Source organism: Paucimonas lemoignei, from assembly GCF_004342585.1.
GTDB lineage: Bacteria > Pseudomonadota > Gammaproteobacteria > Burkholderiales > Burkholderiaceae_D > Paucimonas > Paucimonas lemoignei.
On record NZ_SLZQ01000001.1, the window covers coordinates 156194 to 180862 of the forward strand.

The following is a 24669-nucleotide window of genomic DNA, read 5'->3' on the forward strand; positions in this document are numbered from 1 at the left end:
AAAACGGCCGAATGGAGACCGAATTCGTGCATTGGAAGTTAGTTTAATTGCAACTTATCGGGCATTAAAAAACCCGCTCGGAAGCGGGTCATCAGGCAAGGAGAAGGAGGCTGGAAAGCCTGTGCCGTCTCATTCCGCCGCCACCACCCGGTTCTTGCCCGCATGCTTGGCTTTATACAGCGCATCGTCCGCGCGCTTGAGCAATTTCTCCTGATCTTCGCCGTCCTTGCGCAGCGCCACGCCGGCGGAAAAGGTCACGAGAATGCGGGTGTGCTTGTACATGAAAATTCGCTTGGTCAGCTCGCGCTGAACGCGAGTCACCGTCTGCATGGCCGCCTCGATTGGTGTATCCGGCAAGACCAGCATGAATTCCTCGCCGCCGAATCGGCCGATCACATCCATGGTGCGCAGCGTGTCCTTGACTACTCTGACCAGATGGATCAGCGCTTCATCGCCGGCCTGGTGACCATAGGTGTCGTTGAGCCGCTTGAAATCGTCCAGGTCGAGCAGGGCGATGCAAAGCGGTGCCCTGCGGCGGTCGGCGCGCGCCACTTCGCGCTCGAAAACGTCGTCCAGCCCGCGCCGGTTCAAACTGCCGGTCAACTGGTCTTCGCGCACCAGTTCGCTCACCTGTTCAAGTTCGGCCTGCAGCTGCAGTATGCGGCTTTCCGCTTCCTGGACTTTCTGCTGCGCCGCCAGCATTTCCTCGCGCGAGCGCAAGGCTTCCAGTTGCGCGGTACGGGTGTCACGCATGACGTCGCCGAGTATCTTGTTCAGGGCCATGATATCGGTCGTCTTGCTGATCTTTTCCGAATACGCAGTCATCTTCTCATGATAGTCGCCGGTAGTGGTGGCGACGGCGCTGAGGCGATCGATAAAGGTAATCATCATGTTCTTCACCGTGAGTTTGGCTTCGGCAAGGCTATGCTTGAGCATGCTTTGCTTGTAGATCACTTCCTTCATGCTGCGCGTGGCGTCGTGCAGGGCAGCCTGGCTGATCGGGCCGTCCAGCAGGTTTTGCACACCGGCGACCTGGCCGCGCAGCCAGCTGTCGTCTTCCAGCAGTTCACCGATGTTTTCCAATAAAAGCTTGAACAACTGCAGCAGCAGGGCCTGCTGTTCGCCGAGATCGCCGGCCTTGATTTCGATCTTGAAGTACAGCTGTTTCAGGCGGGCGCCGACCTGCTCGATCGCGCCGATATTGCTTGCCTCTTTCACGGCTTGCGCCAGGTGTTCCGTTTCCGCGCTCAGTTCCGGGTCGTTCTGCAGCAGCGACAACACGGCAAAGCTCAGCGTACGCGCCAGCATGTCGCGCAGCGTCTCGATCTGCGCATCGGCGGCGAGCAAGCGCGGCGACATGCTCGTGGCCGCGGGCGCAGGCGGCGTTGGTGCTAGCGGTGCCGGCATCTGCGCTGCAGGGGCTCGCGCAGGCAAGGCAGGCGCGGCGACTTCAGGTTTCAAGATTTTCTCGCTCAACAGCACCAGCTGCCGGCCATATTCATCCCAGTCATTTGCTGCCGCCGCGCGCCGCAACTGGTGCCCGGCATCGGTGAGCGCCGGTGTCACGATCAGGCTTTCGGCAAATGCCGCGAGCATGTCGACCGGATTCGGTTTCCCCGCTGTCCCGGCGATTTCCTCATAGATTTCACGGTAGGCCTCCGGTGTCGGCGCCATTCGCCGCAGCGCCAGCTGACGGATCGTCTCGCGGGCGACTTCCGCGGGATTTTGCGCTGTCGGCTTGTCGGTGGTCTGGGGCATTGCTGGGTTCGCTGAGACGGGCCGGTTTTTCATGTATTTTTTTCCAATTTTAGTTATGTCGCCGGCCCCCTGATGAGCTGAATAGAGGGCAAATGCCGGTTTAATTCGCAGCTTGTTGCTAGGTCACGGAAGGGTTTTCAGGATTCCATCATGGCGATGGCGAAAGATCCCGCGCAGCTCCTGCCAAACATCTTTTGCGCAAAGTCGCAAATTGACAAGTTTGCCAGAGCTGCAGGGCTAATGGGAGAGGGGAGAAGGCGGTAAGGAAAAGAAGAATGCCCGGTGTGGTTATTCTTCCACCAGGCGATGCTTGATCGCGTAATGCGTCAGCTCGGCATTGTGACGCAGCTTCATTTTCTGCAGGAGGCGCGCGCGATACATGCTGATGGTTTTCACGGACAGTACCAGTTCCTTGGCGATATCGCTGACGGTCTTGCCCGATGCGATCATGGTCAGCGTCTGGAATTCCCGGTCGGAGAGGGTTTCGTGCAGCGGCACTTCGCGTTCTTCGTTGACCTGGTTGGCCAGTTCCTGCGCGAGGGCAGGGCTGACATACTTCCGTCCGGCCGCCACCATGCGGATGGCGTTGACCAGTTCGGCTGGCGCGCTTTGCTTGTTGAGATAACCGGCGGCGCCTGCCTTGAGGGAGCGGATGGCGTACTGGTCTTCGCGGTGCATCGTCAAAATCAACACCGCCAGGCCTGGTTCTTCCTTGCGCACCTGTTTCAGCACCTCGATGCCGCTGCGGTCGGGCATCGAGATATCCAGCAGCAGCACATCGCCTTTCCCCTGGCGCACCAGCTTGATCGCGTCGAGCCCGTCCTCCGCTTCACCGGCGACAGCGATATCGCGCGTGTCGGCCAGGATCTGCTTCAATCCCTCGCGCACGATCGCATGGTCATCGGCGATCAAGACCTTGATAGTGTTCTTGTTGCTCATGTTGTTACAGGGGAGGTCGTTCGCAGGAAAGGCTGCGGGCACACTTGCCGCAGACAGAAGCAAAGGCCAGGTCTCCGTTCTTAGTGTCGACCATTATTGCCGATTGGCAGCATACGTCAAGGGATTGACAGGGGAATTCGGATACATACAACACACCCGCCGGTTGCGGCATTCTGCAATTGCAATTCGCCGCCCATCGCATGGGCCCGTTCGGTCATGCCGCGGATGCCGAAAGATTGCGGCTTGCCGCGGTCGGCCGCGCCGATGCCCTTGCCATTGTCGGCGACTTCGAGACACAGCTTGCCATCCTGGCAGGCCAGTCTGACGTCGACGCGGGTGGCGCCGGCATGCTTGCTGATGTTGGTGAGGGTTTCCTGGAAAATGCGAAACAGGGCAGTGGCCTGGTCCGCCGGCAGTTCGATATCGCTGTGATCGATGACGAGGCTGCAGGGAATGCCGGTCTGTTTTTCGAATTCTTGCGTCTGCCATTCGATCGCGGCGGCGATGCCGAAGTCAAGCACGCCGGGACGCAGGTCGCCGGCGATCCGGTGGACCGATTCGATGGTGCGGTCGACCAAGGTATCGAGATAGCGGGCCTTGTCGACGGCTTCCGGCGCCAACGTCGGCAGGCGCTTGACCAGCAGCGCCAGCGCCATCTTGATGGCCGTGAGGTTGCCGCCGACATCATCATGGATTTCGCGCGCGATGCGCATGCGCTCCTGCTCCTTGACCTTTTCCACGTGCGCCGACAGTTCCGCCAGTTGCGCGCGCGAGCGCTTGATCTCCGCTTCTTCCAGCTTGCTCTGCGTGATATTGGACATGATGCCGTCCCACAGCGTATCGCCGTCGTCAGAGCGACGCGGCGTGCAGCGCAGATTGATCCACTTGATGTCGTTCCATTGCGCCACGCTGATGCGCCCTTCCCAGTTCCAGGCCTTGCCGCCGGCGGCGGAAGCCAACATCGATTCGCGGAACGAGTCGCGGTCTTCCGGCAGGAGCAGATCAAGAAAGCGTTCCGGCGCGGCGTGCAAGGCCTGCGGATCGAGGCCGAGCAGGGCATGGCAGCCTTCGCTCAGGTAGGGAAATTCAAGCGAGCCGTCCGCACGCAGCAGGCACTGGAATACCAGGCCCGGCGTGTTCGAGACGATTGCCTGGAACCGGGATTCCCAGTCGTCGACAGGCTGCTTGCGTTTGCGGGGCATGGTGGCGGCTGGTCAGGCAGGTGCAAGCGACGTTACGCTGAAACCGGCTGCGCCACGATGTCCTGATTCGGTTGCCGCTGTTCGAATTCGGCGAGGAATTTCTCGCGCACTTCCGGCGGCATGGGGGAAGGCTTCAGGGTCTTCAGGTCAACCCAGACAGCGGTCAGGTCGGCGCTGGCGATCAGGCCATCGCGCTCGATCGTGTGCGCCCAGACCATTTTCGAGCGGCCAAGCGACTTGACGCTGATGGATACCTTGAGTACGTCATCCAGGTAAGCTGGGCTGTAGCAATCCAGGTGGAGGTCGCGCGCCACGAAGAAAGCGCGGTAATTGCGCTCGACATGCCGCTGGCTCAAACCCAGGTGATGGAACCACTCGGTGCGCGCGCGTTCAAGAAAATTCATGTAATTGCCGACGTAAACCATCCGTCCTGCATCGATATCCTGGTTATAGACCCGTAAGACGACTGAAAATTTTCCGGGAGTCGGTGTGACGTTGATGTTGGTGAGCACAGTGTTTTGCATGATCCTTCTACGAGCGACGATGATTTCCGAGGCGGATAAAAGCAGGTAGGCAGCTGTGGCTTTGCTAATCTGCTGCGATCGATCGATTATAGTCGGACAGGCTAAGCCGTTGCCTTATGGAACATGAATTTGAGTCATTTCGAGGTGAATTTGCAACATGGCAACTTCCGCTGGGCTTGCGGTGACATTAGCCGATTAGATCGAGAATGCAGAAACGGTGTTTGGCATCTCCCTGTTTGGGACAGTTCAGCTCGAGGAATACAGGTGAACAAAGATCTGCAGCTTAAAGCCGAGTAACGCGAATCGGCAGGGGGGAAATGGAAACAGAAGGGAAAATGAAAAACGGGCTAGTGCTTGTGGCACTAACCCGTTCCTTGAAGCTTTAAAACTGGTGCGGCTGGCAGGAATCGAACCCACGACCCCTTGGTTCGTAGCCAAGTACTCTATCCAGCTGAGCTACAGCCGCGTTGAAGACGAAATTATAGCCGTGTTTTCCAGAATTTGGAAGAGCTTTATTTCCATGAAAGAAAAATGCTTGGGAAATGAGAAAAGTTCGGGAATTGAATGCGTTAAAGCAAGATCAATTTTTCAGGGAATGAATAACGTATTGCCATTGTCTATCTTGATAAGAACAGTCTGAGCATAGGCCTGTTCCATGCATGTCTGCATGCATTAACTTAACCAAAGTAAATAATCATGCAATCAGGTGCCTTACGTCTTTCCTTCCGATTCATCCTTCCCGTGGCACTGGTTTGGGCGCTGCTGGCTTACGCAGTCGTTCCTTCAGTGGACAATCTTACCTTGCGCTGGTTCGTGCGCGACCTCGACGCCCGCTCGCAAATGCTCGCGTCCGCGCTGCAAGAGCCCGTGCAGGAATACCTCGGGCAAAAATCCCCGAAAAGAATTGCCGACCTGTTCGATCGCACCGTGCAAGACCAGCGGTTGTTTGCCATTGCCTTCTGCGATGTCAACGGCAAGCTCCTGTACAAGACACGCACTTATCCCGAGTCGCTGGATTGTATGGAGTCGGGATGGCAACAAACTCTGAGGCAAGGGATGGTTTCGCTGCCGCAAGGGTCAGTGCATGTCACCGAAAGTCCGTTGCAGGCAGGGGGCAAGTACGAAGGCAAGCTGATCCTGGTCCACGACACCAGTTTTATCGAGCGCCGCTCGGCAGACGCGCGCAAGTACGTGATCGCGCTGTTTGCCGTTCTGGCGCTGATCATGTCGCTTCTAACCATCCTGATTGCCCATTTCAGCCTGCGCGGCGTGCTCGATGCACTCAAGGACGTATTGGTTGGAGATGCGAAGCATCCTGCCCGTCATGGAAAGCCGGACTCCGGCAGCATGCAGCCGCTGGCCGGAGACCTGCGCGCGCTGTTGTATGAATATAGCGTGGACAAGCGCGCCGGGGATGACAGTTCGCGCCAATGGACGCCGGAGAAGCTGAGGGTGCTGCTGCGCGAGGAACTGGCCGGCGACGAAGTACTCGTCGTCTCCAATCGCGAGCCCTACATACATGCCCAGACTGCCACCGGCTTGCAGGTCAACCGTCCGGCAAGCGGCCTGGTTACGGCGGTCGAACCTGTCATGCGCGCCTGTTCCGGCACCTGGATCGCGCACGGCAGCGGTTCCGGCGACCGTGCAGCGGTGGACCGCAACGACCGCGTCAAGGTGCCGCCGGCGCGCCCAAGTTATACCTTGCGCCGGGTCTGGCTGACCAAGGAAGAGGAGCAGGGCTTTTACTACGGCTTCGCCAACGAGGGCTTGTGGCCGCTGTGCCATATCGCCCATGTGCGTCCGGTATTCCGCTCCACCGACTGGGAAAAGTATGTCGAGGTCAATCAGCGCTTTGCCGACGCCGTGGTGCAGGAGGCGCGCACGGACGACCCGGTGGTGCTGGTGCAGGATTACCATTTCGCGCTGTTGCCGCGCATGGTGCGCGAAGCCTTGCCGAAGGCGACCATCATCACCTTCTGGCATATTCCCTGGCCGAATCCGGAATCCTTCGGCATTTGCCCGTGGCGAGAGGAAATTATCGAAGGCCTGCTGGGCAGCACCATCCTGGGCTTCCATACCAGCTACCACTGCAAGAATTTCCTCGAGACTGTCGATCGCTACCTCGAAGCGCGTATCGAGCACGATACGTCCACCATTTCCTATGGCGGCAAGCTGACTCAGGTGGAAAGCTATCCGATCTCGATCGCCTGGCCGGATGCGGATCAGGCACAGCCTGACATCGTTACCTGCCGCCAGCAGGTGCGCCAGGAGCTGGCGCTGCCGGAAAACCACCTGCTCGGACTGGGCGTCGACCGTCTCGATTACACCAAGGGCATCATCGAGCGCTTCCAGGCAGTCGAGCGCATGCTGGAGCAGTATCCCAACCTGGTCGGCAAGTTCTCGCTGCTGCAGATCGCTGCGCCGAGCCGCTCGTCGCTGGATGAATACCAGAACTTCGAGGCGCGGGTGCGCAATCTCGCCCAGCGCATCAACAAGCGTTTCGGCAGCGGCGTGTATGCGCCGATCCTGCTGCGGGTGGAGCATCACAATGCCGAGCAGGTCAACCGTCTGTACCGCGCCGCCGATGTCTGCGTGGTGACGAGCCTGCATGACGGCATGAACCTGGTGGCCAAGGAATTCATTGCCGCGCGCGACGACGAGCGCGGCGTGCTGGTGCTGTCGCAATTCACCGGGGCGGCGCGCGAATTGCACGAAGCCCTGATCGTCAACCCCTACCATATCGAGCAGAGCGCCGATGCCCTGTACCGCGCCCTGACGATGCCGGAAATCGAGCAGCGCGAACGGATGCGCAGCATGCGTTCTCTCGTCAAGGATTTCAACGTCTATCGTTGGGCAGGGCGCATGCTGCTGGATGCTGCGCGCCTGCGCCAGCGCGAACGCATCATGACGAAAATCCGCTCGCATAGCCGCAGCTCATTGCGGCGGGTGGTGTAAGGATGCGGGCGCTGTTTTCCGAACACGGGCAAGCCAGGCTGCGTGAACTCATGCGACCGGGCGTGTTATGCGCCTTCGACTTCGACGGCACGCTGGCGCCGATCACCAGCGATCCTGCGGGCGCCTTCCTGACGCCGGAAGTGCTGGAGCGGCTCCTGCGCCTGACTGCGGTGACGCCGATTGCCGTGCTGACCGGGCGTTCCCTGGCCGATATCCGCGGACGGCTCGGCTTCGAACCGACGTATGTCGTGGGTAATCACGGCGTCGAAGGCATGTCCGAGGCCGCCGAGCTGGAACGGCATGCCGCCATATCCCAGACCTGGCGCCAGCAACTGGCAGTTTTGCTTGGCGGGCAGCCGGACATTGCCAAGGATATCCTTACCGAAGACAAGCGCTATTCCCTGTCGCTGCATTACCGCGCCGCCGCCGATCAGGCCAAGGCAGCGGCGATCCTGCGTGACCTGATCGGCCAGCTTGCGCCGGCGCCGCGGCTAGTGACGGGCAAATGCGTGTTTAATCTGTTGCCGCCCGATTCCTACGACAAGGGCCGCGCCCTGGTGGAGTTGATGAAACGCAGCGGCGCTGCAAGCGCAGTCTATGTCGGCGATGACGTCACCGATGAGGATGTGTTCCGCCTGCGCCGCCACGATGTCCTGTCGGTGCGCGTGGAATACATGAGCAACAGCGCCGCCGACTTCTATATTCCGGACCATGCCGATATCGCACGACTGCTGGATGAACTGATCGAGCGCCTGTCATCTCGGAAGGGAAATGCGGCTTCGCCAGCAGCCGGGCCGGAAAGTGGGTGAGGCCGCCCGACACGAGGCATCGATGCCGTTCATGCCGGTGTCGATGACGGCATCGCAATGAAGGAAAGGATGCGCATGGGTACCCTCGATATGGGACTGATCGGCAATTGCCGCACCAGTGCGCTGGTGGACCGCAATGCCAATATCGTATGGTGGTGCTACCCATACTTCGATAGCGATCCGCTTTGCAGCGCCTTGCTGGAGCCACGTGGCCAACTGGACGAAACGGAACATGCCGAAATGGCGCATGCATACCGTGCAGAGCAAAATGCCGGCGCCTTTGCAGGCAGGGAAGGACCGCAGGGAATGATCGGCATCGTACTGGAAGGCGGCCAGCCGGTTGAACAACGCTACGAGCGCAATTCAGCAGTGCTGCTGACGCGTATCGCGGATGGTCAGGGCAATGCCATCGAAATCATCGATTTTGCGCCGCGCTTTTACATGTTCGGGCGGATGTTTTCGCCGGCCATGCTGGTGCGCATCATCCGCAAAGTCGCCGGCAGGCCGCGCATCGCATTGCAGATCCGTCCCACGGCTGATTACGGCAAGCGACGCGCCGAGGCACGCTGCGGCGCGCACCATATTTCCTTTGCCGGCGGTTCCCAGTCCATGCGCCTGACGACCGATGCCTCGGTGTCGGCGGTCATCGATGAAAGCCCTTTTTACCTGCACGACAGCATCACGCTGCTGATGGGGCCGGATGAAACGCTCGAGGGCGTACCGCACGAGGTCGGCCGCTCCTTCTACGAGAATACGCGCAAGTACTGGGCGGACTGGGTCCGCAGCCTGGCCATTCCCTTTGAGTGGCAGGACGTGGTGATCCGTTCCGCCATCACGCTCAAGCTCAATGTGTTCGAAGATACCGGCGCGGTGATCGCCGCCGTCACCACGTCGATACCGGAAGCGCCGCATACCGTGCGCAACTGGGATTACCGCTATTGCTGGCTGCGCGACGCCTATTTCGTGGTGCACGTGCTCAATCGACTTGGCGCCACGCGCACCATGGAGCGCTATCTCGGTTTTATCCTGAATATCGTCGCCGACTCGCGCGACGCGCCCATGCAGCCCTGTTATGGCATTCGCCGCCAGGCGGTTCTGGAGGAAAATATTGCCCCTGGGCTGGCCGGCTATCGGGGCATGGGGCCGGTCCGTATCGGCAACCAGGCCTATCGCCAGATCCAGAACGATGTATTCGGCTCAGCCATTCTCGCCACCAACCAATCGTTTTTTGATGCCCGCCTGGAGCGGCCGGCCGACCAGGCGATTTTCCAGGACATGGAGCGGCTGGGTGAACAGGCGATCCGCTACTACAAGGAACCGGACGCGGGCATCTGGGAGCTGCGCGGCAGCCAGCGCGTGCATACCTTCTCCAGCATCATGTGCTGGGCCGCCTGTGACCGGCTGGCATCCATCGCCCGCCGCCTGGGCTTGCCAGAGCGCGCCGCCTACTGGCAGGAGCATGCCGAAATCATCCACCGCGAAATTTGCGACAAGGCGTGGAATGCGGAAATGAATACCTTTGTCTCGACCTTCGGCGGCGACCGGCTCGATGCCAGCCTGCTGCTGATGGGTGAATTCAATTTCCTGAAATCCGACGACCCGCGCTTCGTCGGCACCGTGGCAGCTGTCGAAAAGCACTTGCGGCGCGGTGACTTTCTCTTGCGCTACGACGAAGAAGACGATTTCGGCTTGCCCGAGACCGCTTTCCTGGTATGTACCCTGTGGTGGATTCTGGCGCTGGCGCAGATCGGCCAGAAGGCGAGGGCACGCGAGCTGTTCGAGAAGGTGCTGGCGCACCGCAACCATCTCGGGCTGCTGTCGGAGGATGTGGCGCCGGAGACTGGCGAATTATGGGGTAACTTCCCTCAGACATACAGCATGGTCGGACTGATCCAGTGCGCCATGCGCTTGAGTATTCACTGGGATGCAGCATACTGACAACATGGATACCTTTACTTATCTAGGTGCGCTCGATATCGGCGGCACCAAGCTTGCCGCCACCGTCGCCGATGCCTCCGGGCCGCTGGCACGGGTGGCGGCGCCGACTGCGCGCAGCGGCAGCGAAAGGGCGGTCGGCGAACAGGCGATCGAATTGCTGGAACAGGCTTGCGCCGTAGCGCATATCGATCCGGGCCGGATCGGCAAGGTCGGCGTCAGTTCCTGCGGCCCGTTCATCAAGGATGAAAGCGGCATTGTGCTGGTCACGCCGAATTTGTGCGGCGGCCTCGTCGGCGGTTCGGATCTGCCCAATGACTGGACCCGCATTCCGCTGGAAGCGGTGCTGCGCGAACGCTTTGCCGATGTCGTCATCCGTAACGATTGCGTCGCCGCCCTGATCGGCGAGCGCAGCTTCGGCGCCCTGCAGGGCGAGGACGATTGCGTCTATGTCACCTGGAGCACGGGGATCGGTTTCGGGTTGTGCGTGAATGGCCACGTCCTGCTCGGCAAGCATGGCAATGCCGGACATGCCGGTCACATGCTGCTCGATCCATCATCCGATGCGCAATGCGGTTGCGGCAATTTCGGCGATGTCGAAGCTTTGACTTCCGGGCGTAATATCGGGCGCGGGAGCGGGCAGAATGCCGCGACGATTTTTACCGCGGCACGTCAGGGAGAGGGTGCCGAGCGTGCCCTGGTGCAGCAGGCCGCGCAATGGTTCGGCAGGGCGCTGTACAACCTTGCCGCCACGCTCGATACCCGCGCATTCGCCATTGGCGGCAGCGTGTGGCTGCATCATGGCGACTGGCTCAAACCGCTGGCGCAAAAGGAAATCGAATCGCGCCTGCCGGCCGTGACATCCGGCGTGACAATCAAGACTGCCGCGCTAGGGTCGTTCGTGGCGGATATCGGCGCGCTTTGCCTGGTGCTGCCGCCTGAATGGCGGCATGCCTGGCACCAGAGCCGGCCCTGGCAAGCTCTGGCGAGTTAGAAAATCAGCGCGTTGCAGGTTGTGGAGCCGGCTCGGCCACAAAGATTTCCACCCGGCGGTTCTGCGCGCGACCGGCCGCGGTATCGTTGGCCACGAGCGGTTCATGCGAACCTCGTCCATCGACCGTGAACCGTGCCGGCGATATGCCGCGCGCGGTCAGGTAATCGCGCGTATTGATGGCACGATTGCGCGACAGCGGATCGTTGATGGCGTCGCTGCCGGTATTGTCGGTATGACCGATGATCGTCACATTCGTGTTCGGGTTGTCTTTCAGGCTGGTGGCGAAGCGGTCCAGCACCGGGCGGAAATTGGGCTTGATGTCGGCACGGTTGGTATCGAAGGAAATGTCGCTCGGGATTTCCAGCTTCAGCCTGTTGTCCGCCGTCTGCGTGACCTGCACGCCAGTGCCCTGGGTTGCCTGTTCCATCTCGCGCTTTTGCATTTCCATGCGCGACGACCAGATATTGCCTGCCAGTGCGCCAGCGGCAGCGCCAATCGCGGCGCCGGTTGCAGCAGTCCTGCTATTGCCCGTCATGGCGCCGATAACCGCGCCGCCGACGGCGCCGAGTCCTGCTCCCTGTGCCGTTCCGCGCTGGGTAGGCGACATGTCGGCACAGCCCGTAACGGCCAATGCGGAAGCGACGGCAAGAATCGTCAATTTTTTCATATTTAATGTCCTTTTTATGCAGTAAGTGGATCGGCAACCCTGTCGTTGCTGATCGCGCATATCGTGCGCAAGGCTGTAAGTGCAAGCCTTTGCCAAAACGAGTTGCGGTTTATAGACAGCAAAAAACGCACGAAAGTTTCCAGAATGCTCATGTTGCCGATAAAAAATTTTGTGACATATTCTTTTTGATAACGTTACAAAGCGGTTCGGGATTGTAATCTCCGACCCAGTTTCTGGGTAAGTCAAACATTGTGCATATTCACATTGACACAAAGAAATATATTTCCTAGGATGTTGACACCGAGAAACTTTTTGACCTGCCACCTTGTCGATGCAAGTAAGCGGAGGAGAAAAAGCGAATGAATGACACTTCTATCCAACTGGATGCTAAAAAATCGGCTTACCAGGTGCTGGACCAGGTCTGGCGCGGCCAGAGCTTTCCGGTTAACCCTGCCGCAATCGCTGGCGAAATGGGAATGACGGTACTCGAAGCCGAGCTGCCGGAGACGATTCTCGGAGGCTTGATCAAGGATGCGGGCCGGGACGCGGTGATCATGCTGAACCTGTGCGACACCGAAGAGCACAAGCGATTCAATTGCGCGCAAAAGCTGGGATATTACGTCGAACGCTTGAAGCAGCATGACGAGTGCTTCAAGTACGTTGAATTCCGCGTTCGTGCCGCCAGCGCGGGCAGTAGCGTTTCGGAAAGTTTCGCGGATGCATTCGCGGCATCGTTGCTGATGCCGGAACTGGCGATACGCCAGCTGGCCAGGAAAGGCATGGCGCTCAGCGGCATGGCGCGTCATTTCGGCGTAACCGCCGATGCGCTCGAATATCGCCTGAAACAACTGGGCATCGATCTGGAGCAGATCGTCGCCGCCTAAAATTTTGTCTGAAGTAGTGTAGTCTCCTTGGGGGGTAATGTAGTACTTCACGGGTTGGTGCTCAAGCACCAACCCATTTTTTTTAGATGAGCCCCCGCGCCGCCAGCTCACGCTTGATATAGGCATAAAACACCGGAGCCGCCACGACGCCCGGCAAGCCGTACGCCGCTTCCATCACCAGCATGGCTATCAACAGCTCCCAGGGCCGTGCCTGGATCTGGTTACCGATGATTTTCGCGTTCAGAAAATACTCCAGCTTGTGGATGAGGATCATGAATGTCAGCGACGCGACCGCGACTTGCAGCGAATGCGAAAGCGCGGCAATTACCAGCACCGTGTTTGATATGAGGTTGCCCACCACAGGAAGCAGGCCGACGAAGAATGTCACGGCGACGATACTCTTGGCTAATGGCAGTTTCACGCCGCTTAGCGGCAGGATGATGAAGATATACCCCGCTGTCAGCACGGCATTGATGGCGGCGATCCTGACCTGGGCGAAGACGATCTGCCTGAAGGCGACGCTCAAGGCCATGGCACGTTCACGCAGCGCCAGCGCCAGCGGTTGCGTCGCATGCGCAGCCGTAGCATCGTGCAGCGCGACCATGGCGCCGATGATCATCCCAAGCAGCACGTGGGCGGCGGTACGTCCTGCTTCCTGTCCCAGCAATCTGGCTTCGCTGGCATGCTGGCGCAGCCAGTTCGTGATCATCTCGCGCAAGGCATGGGCATTATCCGGCAAATGCGCGGCCACCCATGGCGGTATCTGATCGCGCGAAGCTTCGAGAATGTCCGCCATTTTCTGCAGCAAGTGTTCGATATTGCCGGCGTCGCTGTTGAAAAATACGACCGCTCCCCAGATGGCGATACTCAATACGCCGACAGTCAGGATGGATAATCCCGCGACCGCCAGCAGCCTGGCTCCGCCACTGCTGAATTTCTTGGAGAGCAGGGGAGTAAGCAGGTGCACCAGGGCATACATCAGGAGGCCGGAAAACAAGGCGGCCAGCAAGCCCAGATGCATGACAAACCAGAGCGTCAGACCTGACAGCAAGTAGGAGGCGATTGTTACTGCCTGGGAGTTTCGCGTCTGTAACATGAGAGTTCAGGAATAAAATGTTGCAATAATGCTAAATACATTTTTCTAATATTTAATTTTAGAAAGAAATGTTGCTTTTGTTGAGCTTAATCAAAATGTTGCAGAGCGTAACACGAAGACTATCGATAGTTTCCTGATTTGATAATACGCAGATTGACCAAATTTCCCTGTCCGATAATGAACTTTCTTTATGGGATGCATTCGTGTGAATTTTTACGTTAATGCAAGCAACTCCCTCGTTTGACATCTCGCACGACAGTGGCGCTGCTCTTTGCCAGCCGGAACCGTTGAATAAGGATCCGTTGGAAGGTCAGGGCCGTGTCGCCCAACGGAATTTACCAGGCTCTGGATTTATGCTCATTGATGGACGCTTTAATTTGCTGTCTGGAATAAGCATGAAATCCCTGGGCGTCGGGTTTCTTGGCATTTTTGCATTAATCTCCTCTTCCGTACAGGCTGCCCTGGCCAACATGCAGGTCAAAACCGGATTGCGGACAAAGCAGGCGCAACTGAAGGCGGTCAACGATGCATCCCCCCTCGGACTGGTCTATACCAATGTCGGCGGCGAATGCAGTTACGTCAACCGCACCATGGAGCAAATGGTCTCGCGTCCGCTTGAGCGCTTGCACGGCAGGCGCTGGCGTCGTTGTCTGCATCCTTTCGATCGCAGCCGGGTCCTGGCCGAGCTCGCTCACTGGGATGCATTGAATGACCCGCCCTATACCACCGTCTGCCGTCTCGGACGTAACAACGACCCGGTGCTATGGGTATCGCTCAAGGTGGTGCCTGTGCTGGTGGCAGGCAAGCTTACCGGTTATGTCGGCAGCCTCGACGACATCACTTCCCGGAGATCGAACGAGCTCGCGTTGATCAAGAGCGAGCAAAAACTTCGCCTTATCACTGACAATATTCCCGCCTTGGTCGCCTATGTCACGGGCGATGAGCGGATTGCCTTTGCCAATCGTCGCTACGAGGAAGCCTACGGCATTCTTCATGAGGAAATCGCCGGCATGTCCGCCTGCGAAGTACTCGGTCCCGATGTCTATGCGCAAAGCCGCGATTACATCCGCCAGGCCCTGGCCGGCACGCCGGCACTTTTCGAGCGGTGCGTGAAGTGCGAGCATGGCCTGCGCTATGAGCGTGTCAGCTACATTCCGGATATCGACCAGCAAGGCGCCGTGACTGGTTATTTCGGTCTGGTCGAGGACATTACCGCACTCAAGCAGGTCGAGGCTCAATTGCGCCAGCTGGTGCGGGTCGATCCGCTTACCGGCATCGCCAACCGGCTCCAGTTCGACGAGCGATTGATCGATGCGATTCGCTACAGCCGCCGCTACGAAACCGGTATGGCACTGTTGTTCCTGGACGTCGACAACTTCAAGGAAATCAACGATAGCTATGGGCATCAGGGTGGCGATCAAGTCTTGCGCGAATTTGCGCAACGTCTGCAGTCGTGCGTGCGCGACACCGATACCGTCGCGCGCATCGCAGGCGACGAATTCGTCATCATTCTCGAGGGGCTGACAGAAGCGCCCGAAGAAGCGCAGGGCGTGGCACGCAAGATCATTGCCGCCATGCAGACCCCCTTTGAAATTTGTGGCAGGCAGCGCATCGTCACGACCAGTATCGGCGTGGCTGTCAGGCGGCCTGAGGAGGAAGACGCGAAAGTTTTGCTGGGCCGTGCCGATGAAGCGCTTTACCGGGCTAAATCGGCAGGACGCAATACGTTTGAAACAAACCCGGATTCGATGGATGTTTTTTGAGTATAATGCGCCGGTCGTTCCGATTCGAGGTAGTGGTGCAGTATCAGTCTGTCATTCCTTCTTGCTTCAAACGATGTAACCGGGCGTACGCCCAATTTATTTGTAAAAGGAAATGAAATGGCAACTGGTACCGTAAAATGGTTTAACGATGCAAAAGGTTTTGGTTTTATCACCCCGGACGAAGGCGGCGAAGATCTGTTCGCTCACTTCTCCGCAATTCAGGGTAACGGCTTCAAGACCCTGAAAGAAAACCAGCGCGTGAGCTTCGAAGTCACCACTGGCCCGAAGGGCAAGCAGGCATCGAACATCCAGGCTATCTAAGCAATTCGATAGTTCTTGGCAGCCGCAAGGCTGAATCAGTGAAATCCCCGGCGATGCCGGGGATTTTTATTTGCGCCAGTAATCCGGAGCGGCATAAGCGCGCCGCAAAAAATCGACAAAGGCGCGGATGCGCAATGGCAAATGCCGTCGTTGCGCAAAGACCGCATAAATATCGTTTCCCGGGGCGGCAAATTCATCGAGCACCGAGACGAGCTTTCCTGATCCGATCTCGGCGCCGACTTCCCACATCGAGCGCCATGCCAGGCCTTTCCCATCCAGCGCCCAATGATGCAGGACTTCGCCATCGTTGCATTCCATGTTGCCGGAAACTTTCAGCGTCACTGCCTTGCCTCCCTGATGAAAGGTCCATCCGCGCTGGCTGCCATCACTGCTGATGGCCAGGCAGTTGTGTCTCGCCAGGTCATCCAAGGTGCGTGGCGTGCCATGTCGCCGCAGATACTCAGGCGACGCCACTACCACGCGCCGATTGTCGGCGAGCTTGACGCCGACCAGGCTTGAATCGTTCATGGCTGCAATGCGAATGGCGACGTCGATGCCTTCACCGATCAGGTCCACGACGCGGTCATTCAGGCTCAGGTTGACTGTCAGTTCGCGGTGTTCCGCCAGGAAGGATGGAAGCAGGGGCGCCACGTGCCAGCGGCCGAATCCGGCCGGTGCAGATACCGTCAGGCGCCCGGTGGCGCGTGCGCTGCGTTCCGATACCGCGCTTTCGGCATTTTCCAGGTCCGCCAGGATGCGCTGACAATCTTCCAGAAATGCCGTGCCTTCGTCGGTAAGGGCAAGCCGGCGGGTTGAGCGCTGCAGCAGCTTGACGCCTAGCCGTTCCTCCAGCGCGTCAAGCCGCCTGCTGATCATTGCCGGCGCTACTCCTTCGGCGCGCGCCGCCGCCGACAGGCTGCCCTTGGTAATGACGTCGACAAATGTGGAAATCTGCTTGAACTGGTCCATGTCAGCTATGAAGGCCGGAATAATCTATCTTTAACTTAAATGCAAAAATAAAGTGATTATTCTAATTGGTTATATGCATTAAAAGTGAATATACTTAGGCCTTCATATAGCAAGAAAGCGCTTTGGCGCGGATAAAAAATGGAATTGTGGCAAGTCGCCCTGGTGGGAACGGCAGCATTTTTTGCCGGTGCAATGAATTCGGTCGCCGGTGGCGGCACGTTTTTTTCGTTTCCGGCCTTACTGGCGGCGGGTGTGCCGCCGGTGGTGGCAAACGCCAGCAATTCCGTCGCCTTGTGGCCGGCAAGCCTTTCCGGCGCCTGGGCTTACCGCGAAGAGTTGTCGCGTTATAAGCGCTATCTTGTGCCGTTGGGTTTTGTATCGCTGCTAGGCGGCGTGGCGGGTGGCTTGCTGCTGTTGAGTATCAAGGATGCGACTTTCTCGCGCCTGATTCCCTGGCTGCTGCTGTTTGCGACCTTGCTGTTCACGTTTTCCGGCAGGATCTCGGGCTGGCTGCGCGGCGCGCAGGCCGGGGAGCCGCGCAACAGTAGCGGCGCACTGGCCGGACATGCGGTCGTATCGGTCTATGGCGGCTTTTTCGGCGCCGGCATGGGTATCCTGATGCTCGCCAGCCTGGCAATCGCGGGACATAAGGATGTCCACGAGATCAACGCCATCAAGAACCTGCTTTCGGCAGTGATATACAGCGTCAGCGTATGCACCTTCGTAATCGCCGGCGCGATCAGCTGGCCCTATACCTTGCTGATGGCAGCCACGGCGATCCTGGGCGGCTATCTCGGCGCGCGCTTTGCCCGTAAGATCCCGGCGCAATGGCTGCGCAGTTTCATCATCGTGGTTGGCTTCGTCCTGAGCGGGATTTATTTTTACAAGACCTACCAGGCAGCGTAATCAGTTTTCATCGAATCGAAATTTAGCAACTCATTTTTCTGGAGAACATAGTCATGACAGAACGTATTGCTTGTCATCGCCTTCAAGTCGCGCAAGGCCTGCATCGCTTTATTGAAGACAAGGTATTGCCTGGTACCGGGATCGATAGCGCCACTTTCTGGAAAGGCTTCGATGCCATCGCCCATGACCTGGCTCCGAAGAATGCCGCTCTGCTGGCTGAGCGCGATCGCCTGCAGACCGAGCTGGATCAATGGCACCGCGCCAATCCTGGCCCGATCAGCAACATGCAGGCTTACCAGGAATTCCTGAAGTCCATCGGCTACCTGGTCGATCAGCCGCAAGACGTGAAGGTGACTACCTCGAACGTCGATGCGGAACTTGCCTTGCAGGCCGGCCCACAACTGGTCGTGCCGGTGCTGAATGCCCGCTATGCGCTGAATGCCGCCAATGCGCGTTGGGGCTCGCTCTATGATGCGCTGTATGGCACCGACGCCATCCCCGAAACCGATGGCGCCACCAAGCAGGGCGCCAATGGCGAAGGCTACAATCCAGTCCGTGGCGCAAAAGTGGTTGCTTTCGCCCGCAACTTCCTCGACCAGTCCGCTCCGCTGGCCAAGGCTTCGCACCGGGATGCAACCGGCTACCGCGTAGTCGACGGCAAGCTGGCGGTCTCCCTGCAGGACGGCAGCACGACCGGCCTGGCCGATGAATCGAAATTTGTCGGTTACCAAGGACAAGCCGAAGCGCCAACCGCAGTCCTGTTGCGCAATAACGGTCTGCACATCGAAATCCAGATCAATCGCGCGACGGCGATCGGCAAAGAGGATGCCGCCGGCGTTTCCGACGTGGTGATCGAAGCCGCGTTGTCGACCATTCTCGACCTGGAAGACTCCGTCGCCGCCGTGGATGCGCAGGACAAGGTAATGGCCTATGCCAACTGGCTGGGCATTCTGCAGGCCACGCTGGTGGAAAACGTCGCCAAGGGCGGCAAGACCTTCGTTCGCACGCTGAATGCAGACAGAAAATACACCGCCGGCTGCGGCGCGGTGGATGCCAAGGATGGCGTGGTCACGCTGCATGGCCGCTCGCTGCTGTTCCTGCGCAACGTCGGTCACCTGATGACCAATCCGGCCGTGCTGCTGGAAGGCGGCAAGGAAATCCCGGAAGGCATCATGGATGCAATCGTGACCGTCACCATCGCTCTGCATGACCTGAAGCGCAAGCAAGGCCAGGAAATCGGCAATACCCGCACCGGCTCGGTCTACATCGTCAAGCCGAAGATGCACGGTCCCGCGGAAGTGGCGTTTGCCTGCGAATTGTTCGGTCGTGTCGAGGCCTTGCTGGGCTTGCCTGCCAACACCGTCAAGCTCGGGATCATGGATGAGGAACGCCGCACCAGTGTCAACCTCAAGGCTTGCATCAAGGAAGCGGCCGCGCGCGTTGCCTTCATCAATACCGGCTTCCTCGATCGCACCGGCGATGAAATGCACACCGCCATGCATGCCGGTCCGATGCTGCGCAAGGGCGACATGAAGACCAGCCCCTGGCTGGCCGCCTATGAGCGTCGCAATGTCCTGATCGGCCTGGCCTGCGGTTTGCGCGGCCGCGCCCAGATCGGCAAGGGCATGTGGGCCATGCCAGACTTGATGGCAGCCATGCTGGAACAGAAAATCGTGCATCCGAAATCGGGCGCCAATACCGCCTGGGTGCCATCGCCCACGGCTGCGACCCTGCACGCCTTGCACTATCACCAAGTGAACGTGGCGGAAATTCAGAAGGAACTGGAAAAGACCGATGCCAACGGCGAAGCCGAACGCCTCCTTGCCAACCTGCTGCAGATTCCGGTCTCGCCCAACAAGAATTGGTCTGCTCAGGAAATCCAGCAGGAACTGGATAACAATGCCCAGGGCATCCTCGGTTACGTAGTGCGCTGGATCGACCAGGGCGTGGGCTGCTCCAAGGTGCCGGATATTCACAATGTCGGCCTGATGGAAGACCGCGCGACGCTGCGCATCTCGAGCCAGCATATCGCCAACTGGCTGCATCATGGCGTGGTAACCCAGGAACAGGTGAACGAAACCCTGCAGCGCATGGCCAAGGTGGTGGATGAGCAGAACGCCGGCGATCCTTTCTACAAGCCGATGGCGCCTAATTTCGATGCATCTTATGCTTACCGCGCGGCTTGCGATCTGGTCTTCAAGGGCCTGGAGCAGCCAAGTGGTTATACCGAGCCATTGCTGCATGCCTGGCGCTTGAAGGTCAAGGCAAGTGGCGTGACGAAGTAATCCTCCGGTAACAAGCCGGCAAGGCAATCTTGGGGAGCCGGGTCCGTTCCTGTCATGGGAACAGACCCGGCTCCCTTTATTTTTTCCTGACGTAGAGAATCACTGTCCATGCCGCCGTGCGAAAAAAGGGATGAGATGATCTGCTGTGCCGCAAATCCCGCTTCAGGCGAATTTCTGCCAAGACGGATTTGTTTTTCAGACTAGAGGAGGATCAGTATCGACAAGCTGCCAGGGTTGAATCTGCTCTAGGCATTTGCCTGCATCTTGGTTAGGATTACTCGTACATCATTCATCGCAGGATCGGCATATGCATGCGCTCAAGCTAACGCAAATCGGTTCGCAGCTGGCTATTATGGTGCCGCCGGAAATCGGCGGGCAGTATGGCCTGAAGAACGGAGACACCATCTATCTGAACGGTACGCCCGGCGCGGCAAACTTGGCGGCTGCGCCGCTTGAAGCGCCGATCTCAGGCGATCCTGCGACCGTGGAGCAACTCTACGCCGGCCAGGAGTTCATGCGCGACTTCCATGCGGCTTTTCGCTGCCTCGCACGATGATTTGCCAGTCCATCGATTCTGCAGTGCTCGTGCTGCTGCATCACGAAAGCTTGAAGGCCTATGGCGGCGCGCCGGGGATTCGCGATCCGCAATTGCTGGATGCCGCGCTTTGCTGGCCGATGCTGATTGCCGCCGAACGGGGCATGGAAGTCCGGTGCGACTGGTCCGGAGCGGATGGCGAGATGGATGTGGCGGATCTGGCCGCCTGTTATGCCTTCGGCGTGCTCCGCAATTTACCTTTTGTCGATGGTAACGAACGGGCGGCCTTGCTCGCGATGGGCCTGTTTCTGTATCTGAATGGTTGGCAGCTGGACGCGGCGCCACTGGACGCGGCACAGGTTATCCAGGCGGCGGCATCTGGCGCGCTGGACGAGGCCAGGCTGGCGCAATGGATTCGCGGGCACCTCTGATCGGTTCAGGCGCTTTGGAAGGCGGAGTAGGCGCCAGGACGGCTGACTTCGCATGCCGCGCCGCCGAATTTGCGCAATACCTGCGCGACCGGCAGCAATTTGTCGAAGTTGCGTCCGATGCCGAGGGCGAGCGAGCAAAACAGTACCAGTTCTTGCGTTGATACGATGCCATATTGCGACGTCGCTTTATTAACCTGGTCGGCGACAAATGCATACCGCTGGGCACGCGGCATGGCGGCGAGATCGGCATTGCCATTCTGTTCGAGCTGTTCCAGAACGATATCCGGCAGGGCAGCTGCCAAAAGGCGCTTCTCTTGGTCCGCGGTCAGCTTCAACATGGCTGTTACCCGGATCTCCGGGTTGGCCTGGCCGAACAGGGTGCACGGCATGCCATCGCGGTCGAGGTAAGTCCACGAAGTGATTGGTCCAAGCACGCACGCCTCCTGGCTGGCGTCGAGCATCTGATACCAGGCTGACAGGATGCGCGTGTCGTAATAACGGATATCGTAGCTGGCGCCATCGTTGGCTTCCACGCGCATGAGCTTGCGTAAATGGTCAGCGAGGTCCGACAGGCTGAGCGGCGATTCAATCCAGCTCAGGCAATGCATATCCTTCGTATGTTCGAGAAACCAGGCCAGCGTCCGGGTCTGGTTGGTGGCGGCATGGACGAGGATCGGCGCAGATGTGGCTTGATTGTCGAATGCCAGGGAAACCCAGGGCAGGCGGCGAAAGCGGTACTGCAGGATGCGCCATACGCCCGGGTATTGGGCGGCATCAATCAGTAGGAATATGCCGCCGGCACTAGTCTGGGCGGATATCTCGGTGCTTGAATCCAGGTGCGTCATGGCCACTTCGTCTCTCTCGAATTGCCAGTAGTGCATGAGGATTGCACTACTAGATTATTATCTTATTGTTAATGCTCGAAAGATAATAGAGTATTGGCCGAATTGCAATTAAATTCGTGGTAAAAATTGTAAGTTTTAGTAAGGTGCGCCTAATGGCTGTTGCGCTTTTACATTACTGCGAATCTTCGAACAAGCGCTGACGCAGGTTACATTCGTCTTGCCAGGTTTGCCGTTCCGGACTCCCTGTGTTTTCAGCCTGTATTTCCGCCTGGGACTTGGCGGCATAGGACGCGACGAGGCGCTTGGCGATGCCGATGTCGGGCTGCACGGCACCAAAAAACGCCACGTCCTTGCCCCGCTGTAATAACAAGGTAGGGAAATTTTCAATATCAAGATCGCCAACCAGGTCTGACTGATCTTCGATATCTATCCAAATAAACTGTTTGTCAGGATGCTGGGCCGCCAGGTTATCGAAACTGGCACGATAAGCCTTGCAGACATCGCACCAGGCCGCGCACAGGCAGGCAACGATCCAGGAGTCCTCCTGAAGACTCTGTAGTATGCGGCTACGGTTATCTTGTTCCAGGGTAATTGCGTTCATGCGGCTATTGTAGGCGTTTCCTTTAATGGCGTCCTGTGGCCATCTGTTCTAATTCGGAAAGCAGTTCCATCGTTCGCGGAATTTGCGGAGCAATCTTGTCGGCGCGGCGCAAGACCGCCCGAACTTCTTCCGCTGAAACCAGATTGTAGCCATTGGTTTTCATGTATTGCATCAAGACTTGTGCGCGCTGGTGCAATGCCTGTGCCTGGGCAGGAATGGCTGGTGCCATGACTGCGCCGGGCACGGCGCCGGTTATCACATTGCTTTGTTCGGTGGAGGGTTTGACTACGGCATCTGGCGCAAAAGGCTCGTTAACTTTACCTCCTGGTGTCGCTGAGATGTCTGCCGGGCGGGCTTGTTCTGGCGAAGGGATGGGTTTTGCCGGCGGCAGGACGATTGTTCCCGTGAGCTGCTGCTCAAGGTCAGCAGCGCGCGAGATGATTTGTTCACTTGGAAAGCATTGGCGGACCGTGTTCAGCAAGGCTTGTGCATCCGGAATACGGTCGATCTTGCCGTAGAGTTTCGCCAGGCCGAGATAGGCATCCGCAGACTTCATGATGGAATATTCGCCCACGGCGATGCTGGTCAGGTAGGCTTCTTCGGCGATATCGAATTTACCGAGCAGAGCGGCGACATCCCCCAGGTTCTTCTGGCGCACGACCGAGTATGGAGACAGGCGGGCAGCCTGTTCCAGCACTTCGAGCGCCTGGACATATTCTCCAAGCTGCTGCAGGACTTGCGCCAGTTGGTCGTAGGCATCCAGGAATGATGGATGGTCATGGACGATTTCCGTCAGCCGTCTTTTCGCTTCCGCGTGCCGGCCTTCCAGGCTGTCGAGACGGGCCAGTCCCGCCTTGGCCCAGACCTGTTCGCGCAGTTCCAGCGCGATTTCGTACACCTTGCGCGCGGCTTGCAACTGGCCGGCTTTGAGGAGCAGGGTGGCCTTCATGCGCAGCAGGTCCATGGCATGCAGGGGCGCTTTGGCCAGCGCCTCATCACAAAGGTTCGCGGCCAGCAGGAAATTGCGCGCGGCATAGGCCCGCTCGATGGCGGTAAATGCCTGCTTGCGGTCCCAGGCGCGATTCAGCCGCGCCAGCAGCAGCGATTCCGTCAGCGGTTTCAGAATATAGCCGTCGGGCGCCTGTTCTGCTGCTCCCATGACGGTTTCGACAGCTTTCTCCGAGCTGACCATGATCCAGATGCAGGTCAGGCCGATCAGTTCGCGATGGCGGGCTTCCTCAAGAATTTGCTGGCCGTTGGGACCTTCGGAGAAGTTGTAGTCGCATAACACGACATCGTACTGCTTCAGGCGCAGCAGCGAGATCGCGTCGGCGCCGTTTTTCACGGTATCGATCGCTTTCGCGCCGAGCTTGCGAAGCATGTCGCGCATCATGCGGTGGACAATCGAGAAATCGTCGATCACCAGGTAGGATTTGCTTGACCAGTCTGGGTAGGCGGAATTGGTAATCATGTCAGGTGTGTCGCAAGATTTGTGCAGCGGATGGGCGCATGAAAGCTCAGGGCAATTCGAGGACAAAGCAGCCGCCGCCAAGTGCACCGCCGTTTTCCAGCCTCAGAGTTCCGGCTCGGTCGCGATGCCGGTGCAGGCTGGCGACCTCGCGGGCAAAATGCAGGCCGAGTCCCGTGCTGCCGCTGCGGAAATTGACGCCTTGCGCCGTGGCCGGCGAGTCCAGCAATGATTGCGGATAGCCCGCGCCATTATCTTCCACGCGGATCTCGAGAATGCCGTCTCGTGTGGCGAATACCAGGCGGATCTTGTCATGGGTATAGCGGATGGCGTTGTTGAGCGCATGGTTCAGGACGCCATTGATCAGGTCTTCGTCAAGATGCCAGACCAGTTCGGGCGGGTATTCCATGTACAGCTTGATGCCGCGCGAATCGAGCAAGGCGCGATTCTGCGATTCCAATTCGAGTGCGCATTGGGCTATCGAGCATGCCTGCGGATCGAAGGGATACATGTGCTGGCCCAGCTTGTACAAGGTCAGGAGTTGGGTCAGGTTGCCATTGACGCGCTGGACTTCGAACAGCATGTGCGCCATTTCCTGGTAAGACGCAAAGGTTTGCGGATCCAGTTCGCCGAGCATTTTTTCCAGTGAGGCGGATAGCATGCCCACCGAATTTTTCATGTCATGGACGGAGGATGCAAGAAAAAGAGGAAGGAGCGTTTCCTTCGGATTGTGGTCCATGGCTGTCCTGGTTGTATGTACGTGTTGAAGCGGTTGTTTATTT

22 protein-coding genes and 1 tRNA gene are annotated in these 24669 nt (G+C 58.5%); 11 read left to right on the forward strand and 12 right to left on the reverse strand.

Annotation, left to right across the window (positions count from 1 at the left end; translation table 11 throughout):
• Window positions 1-129: 129 nt before the first annotated feature.
• From EDC30_RS00740 to EDC30_RS00760, 5 genes are all read right to left on the reverse strand, one after another.
• The gene (locus EDC30_RS00740) at window positions 130-1758 is read right to left on the reverse strand and encodes a GGDEF domain-containing protein (protein WP_132256378.1); all 1629 of its coding nucleotides are present in this window, start codon (window positions 1756-1758) and stop codon (window positions 130-132) included.
• Between the two features lie 288 nt (window positions 1759-2046).
• Window positions 2047-2697, reverse strand: coding sequence for a response regulator (locus EDC30_RS00745; RefSeq protein ID WP_132256380.1), 651 nt, complete (start codon window positions 2695-2697; stop codon window positions 2047-2049).
• Between the two features lie 116 nt (window positions 2698-2813).
• Entirely contained in the window at window positions 2814-3899 is a 1086-nt protein-coding gene (locus EDC30_RS00750; protein ID WP_132256382.1) for a sensor histidine kinase, read from the reverse strand.
• 32 nt (window positions 3900-3931) lie between these two features.
• A complete protein-coding gene (locus EDC30_RS00755) occupies window positions 3932-4423 on the reverse strand; it encodes an acyl-CoA thioesterase (RefSeq protein WP_132256384.1) in 492 nt (163 codons plus the stop codon).
• A 389-nt stretch (window positions 4424-4812) separates the two neighbouring features.
• Window positions 4813-4889, reverse strand: a tRNA-Arg gene (locus EDC30_RS00760).
• Between the two features lie 230 nt (window positions 4890-5119).
• Between EDC30_RS00760 and EDC30_RS00765 the strand changes: the two genes are divergently transcribed.
• The 4 genes from EDC30_RS00765 (at window position 5120) to EDC30_RS00780 (ending at window position 11116) form a co-directional block, all read left to right on the forward strand.
• Complete coding sequence (locus EDC30_RS00765; RefSeq protein WP_132256386.1) at window positions 5120-7378, forward strand: alpha,alpha-trehalose-phosphate synthase (UDP-forming); 2259 nt, start codon at window positions 5120-5122, stop codon at window positions 7376-7378.
• Window positions 7379-7380: 2 nt separating this feature from the next.
• Entirely contained in the window at window positions 7381-8187 is an 807-nt protein-coding gene (otsB, locus tag EDC30_RS00770; protein WP_132256388.1) for a trehalose-phosphatase, read from the forward strand.
• Window positions 8188-8262: 75 nt separating this feature from the next.
• Entirely contained in the window at window positions 8263-10125 is a 1863-nt protein-coding gene (locus EDC30_RS00775) for a glycoside hydrolase family 15 protein (protein ID WP_132256390.1), read from the forward strand.
• A 4-nt stretch (window positions 10126-10129) separates the two neighbouring features.
• Window positions 10130-11116, forward strand: a complete 987-nt coding sequence (locus tag EDC30_RS00780; RefSeq protein WP_243656594.1) for an ROK family protein — start codon at window positions 10130-10132, stop codon at window positions 11114-11116.
• Window positions 11117-11120: 4 nt separating this feature from the next.
• Here the strand turns inward: EDC30_RS00780 and EDC30_RS00785 are convergent, their stop codons facing one another.
• Window positions 11121-11783 carry a YiaD family glycine zipper/OmpA-like lipoprotein gene (locus EDC30_RS00785; protein WP_132256393.1) on the reverse strand — a complete coding sequence of 221 codons (663 nt, stop codon included), beginning with the start codon at window positions 11781-11783 and terminating at the stop codon, window positions 11121-11123.
• A gap of 359 nt (window positions 11784-12142) precedes the next feature.
• On the opposite strand from EDC30_RS00785, the gene EDC30_RS00790 reads away from it, so the two are divergent.
• Window positions 12143-12667 carry an ImmA/IrrE family metallo-endopeptidase gene (locus EDC30_RS00790; protein ID WP_132256395.1) on the forward strand — a complete coding sequence of 175 codons (525 nt, stop codon included), beginning with the start codon at window positions 12143-12145 and terminating at the stop codon, window positions 12665-12667.
• Between the two features lie 82 nt (window positions 12668-12749).
• Here EDC30_RS00790 and EDC30_RS00795 read toward each other — a convergent pair whose 3' ends face one another.
• A complete protein-coding gene (locus EDC30_RS00795) occupies window positions 12750-13763 on the reverse strand; it encodes an AI-2E family transporter (protein WP_132256397.1) in 1014 nt (337 codons plus the stop codon).
• A gap of 395 nt (window positions 13764-14158) precedes the next feature.
• Between EDC30_RS00795 and EDC30_RS00800 the strand changes: the two genes are divergently transcribed.
• Together EDC30_RS00800 and EDC30_RS00805 are read left to right on the forward strand one after the other, a co-directional pair.
• Complete coding sequence (locus EDC30_RS00800; protein WP_165973677.1) at window positions 14159-15526, forward strand: sensor domain-containing protein; 1368 nt, start codon at window positions 14159-14161, stop codon at window positions 15524-15526.
• 117 nt (window positions 15527-15643) lie between these two features.
• Window positions 15644-15847, forward strand: coding sequence for a cold-shock protein (locus tag EDC30_RS00805; RefSeq protein WP_132256400.1), 204 nt, complete (start codon window positions 15644-15646; stop codon window positions 15845-15847).
• A gap of 66 nt (window positions 15848-15913) precedes the next feature.
• Here EDC30_RS00805 and EDC30_RS00810 read toward each other — a convergent pair whose 3' ends face one another.
• Window positions 15914-16816, reverse strand: coding sequence for a LysR family transcriptional regulator (locus EDC30_RS00810; protein WP_132256402.1), 903 nt, complete (start codon window positions 16814-16816; stop codon window positions 15914-15916).
• Window positions 16817-16954: 138 nt separating this feature from the next.
• Here EDC30_RS00810 and EDC30_RS00815 point away from each other — a divergent pair, with 138 nt between their 5' ends.
• The 4 genes from EDC30_RS00815 (at window position 16955) to EDC30_RS00830 (ending at window position 20973) form a co-directional block, all read left to right on the forward strand.
• Entirely contained in the window at window positions 16955-17722 is a 768-nt protein-coding gene (locus tag EDC30_RS00815) for a sulfite exporter TauE/SafE family protein (protein WP_132256404.1), read from the forward strand.
• Window positions 17723-17775: 53 nt separating this feature from the next.
• Window positions 17776-20007 carry a malate synthase G gene (locus EDC30_RS00820; RefSeq protein WP_132256406.1) on the forward strand — a complete coding sequence of 744 codons (2232 nt, stop codon included), beginning with the start codon at window positions 17776-17778 and terminating at the stop codon, window positions 20005-20007.
• A 307-nt stretch (window positions 20008-20314) separates the two neighbouring features.
• Window positions 20315-20563, forward strand: a complete 249-nt coding sequence (locus EDC30_RS00825) for an AbrB/MazE/SpoVT family DNA-binding domain-containing protein (RefSeq protein WP_132256407.1) — start codon at window positions 20315-20317, stop codon at window positions 20561-20563.
• Window positions 20560-20973 (forward strand): type II toxin-antitoxin system death-on-curing family toxin, encoded by a 414-nt coding sequence (locus EDC30_RS00830; protein ID WP_132256409.1) that lies wholly within the window; start codon window positions 20560-20562, stop codon window positions 20971-20973. The genes EDC30_RS00825 and EDC30_RS00830 overlap by 4 nt, the downstream gene beginning before the upstream one ends.
• Before the next feature lie 5 nt (window positions 20974-20978).
• Here EDC30_RS00830 and EDC30_RS00835 read toward each other — a convergent pair whose 3' ends face one another.
• The 4 genes from EDC30_RS00835 to EDC30_RS00850 all read right to left on the reverse strand — a co-directional run bounded on the left by EDC30_RS00835 (window position 20979) and on the right by EDC30_RS00850 (window position 24626).
• Entirely contained in the window at window positions 20979-21854 is an 876-nt protein-coding gene (locus EDC30_RS00835) for a DUF4123 domain-containing protein (RefSeq protein WP_132256411.1), read from the reverse strand.
• 136 nt (window positions 21855-21990) lie between these two features.
• Window positions 21991-22419, reverse strand: coding sequence for a thioredoxin family protein (locus EDC30_RS00840; RefSeq protein ID WP_132256412.1), 429 nt, complete (start codon window positions 22417-22419; stop codon window positions 21991-21993).
• A gap of 22 nt (window positions 22420-22441) precedes the next feature.
• Window positions 22442-23890, reverse strand: a complete 1449-nt coding sequence (locus tag EDC30_RS00845) for a response regulator (protein ID WP_132256414.1) — start codon at window positions 23888-23890, stop codon at window positions 22442-22444.
• Window positions 23891-23936: 46 nt separating this feature from the next.
• Entirely contained in the window at window positions 23937-24626 is a 690-nt protein-coding gene (locus EDC30_RS00850) for a sensor histidine kinase (protein WP_132256416.1), read from the reverse strand.
• Window positions 24627-24669 lie beyond the last annotated feature (43 nt).

Excerpts from the sequence above, each read along its gene's own strand:
- EDC30_RS00740 (WP_132256378.1), bottom strand. The coding sequence starts at position 1,758 with ATGCCCCAGACCACCGACAAGCCGACAGCGCAAAATCCCGCGGAAGTC.
- EDC30_RS00745 (WP_132256380.1), bottom strand. The coding sequence starts at position 2,697 with ATGAGCAACAAGAACACTATCAAGGTCTTGATCGCCGATGACCATGCG.
- EDC30_RS00750 (WP_132256382.1), bottom strand. The coding sequence starts at position 3,899 with ATGCCCCGCAAACGCAAGCAGCCTGTCGACGACTGGGAATCCCGGTTC.
- EDC30_RS00755 (WP_132256384.1), bottom strand. The coding sequence starts at position 4,423 with ATGCAAAACACTGTGCTCACCAACATCAACGTCACACCGACTCCCGGA.
- EDC30_RS00765 (WP_132256386.1), top strand. The coding sequence starts at position 5,120 with ATGCAATCAGGTGCCTTACGTCTTTCCTTCCGATTCATCCTTCCCGTG.
- otsB (WP_132256388.1), top strand. The coding sequence starts at position 7,381 with ATGCGGGCGCTGTTTTCCGAACACGGGCAAGCCAGGCTGCGTGAACTC.
- EDC30_RS00775 (WP_132256390.1), top strand. The coding sequence starts at position 8,263 with ATGGGTACCCTCGATATGGGACTGATCGGCAATTGCCGCACCAGTGCG.
- EDC30_RS00780 (WP_243656594.1), top strand. The coding sequence starts at position 10,130 with ATGGATACCTTTACTTATCTAGGTGCGCTCGATATCGGCGGCACCAAG.
- EDC30_RS00785 (WP_132256393.1), bottom strand. The coding sequence starts at position 11,783 with ATGAAAAAATTGACGATTCTTGCCGTCGCTTCCGCATTGGCCGTTACG.
- EDC30_RS00790 (WP_132256395.1), top strand. The coding sequence starts at position 12,143 with ATGAATGACACTTCTATCCAACTGGATGCTAAAAAATCGGCTTACCAG.
- EDC30_RS00795 (WP_132256397.1), bottom strand. The coding sequence starts at position 13,763 with ATGTTACAGACGCGAAACTCCCAGGCAGTAACAATCGCCTCCTACTTG.
- EDC30_RS00800 (WP_165973677.1), top strand. The coding sequence starts at position 14,159 with ATGAAATCCCTGGGCGTCGGGTTTCTTGGCATTTTTGCATTAATCTCC.
- EDC30_RS00805 (WP_132256400.1), top strand. The coding sequence starts at position 15,644 with ATGGCAACTGGTACCGTAAAATGGTTTAACGATGCAAAAGGTTTTGGT.
- EDC30_RS00810 (WP_132256402.1), bottom strand. The coding sequence starts at position 16,816 with ATGGACCAGTTCAAGCAGATTTCCACATTTGTCGACGTCATTACCAAG.
- EDC30_RS00815 (WP_132256404.1), top strand. The coding sequence starts at position 16,955 with ATGGAATTGTGGCAAGTCGCCCTGGTGGGAACGGCAGCATTTTTTGCC.
- EDC30_RS00820 (WP_132256406.1), top strand. The coding sequence starts at position 17,776 with ATGACAGAACGTATTGCTTGTCATCGCCTTCAAGTCGCGCAAGGCCTG.
- EDC30_RS00825 (WP_132256407.1), top strand. The coding sequence starts at position 20,315 with ATGCATGCGCTCAAGCTAACGCAAATCGGTTCGCAGCTGGCTATTATG.
- EDC30_RS00830 (WP_132256409.1), top strand. The coding sequence starts at position 20,560 with ATGATTTGCCAGTCCATCGATTCTGCAGTGCTCGTGCTGCTGCATCAC.
- EDC30_RS00835 (WP_132256411.1), bottom strand. The coding sequence starts at position 21,854 with ATGCACTACTGGCAATTCGAGAGAGACGAAGTGGCCATGACGCACCTG.
- EDC30_RS00840 (WP_132256412.1), bottom strand. The coding sequence starts at position 22,419 with ATGAACGCAATTACCCTGGAACAAGATAACCGTAGCCGCATACTACAG.
- EDC30_RS00845 (WP_132256414.1), bottom strand. The coding sequence starts at position 23,890 with ATGATTACCAATTCCGCCTACCCAGACTGGTCAAGCAAATCCTACCTG.
- EDC30_RS00850 (WP_132256416.1), bottom strand. The coding sequence starts at position 24,626 with ATGGACCACAATCCGAAGGAAACGCTCCTTCCTCTTTTTCTTGCATCC.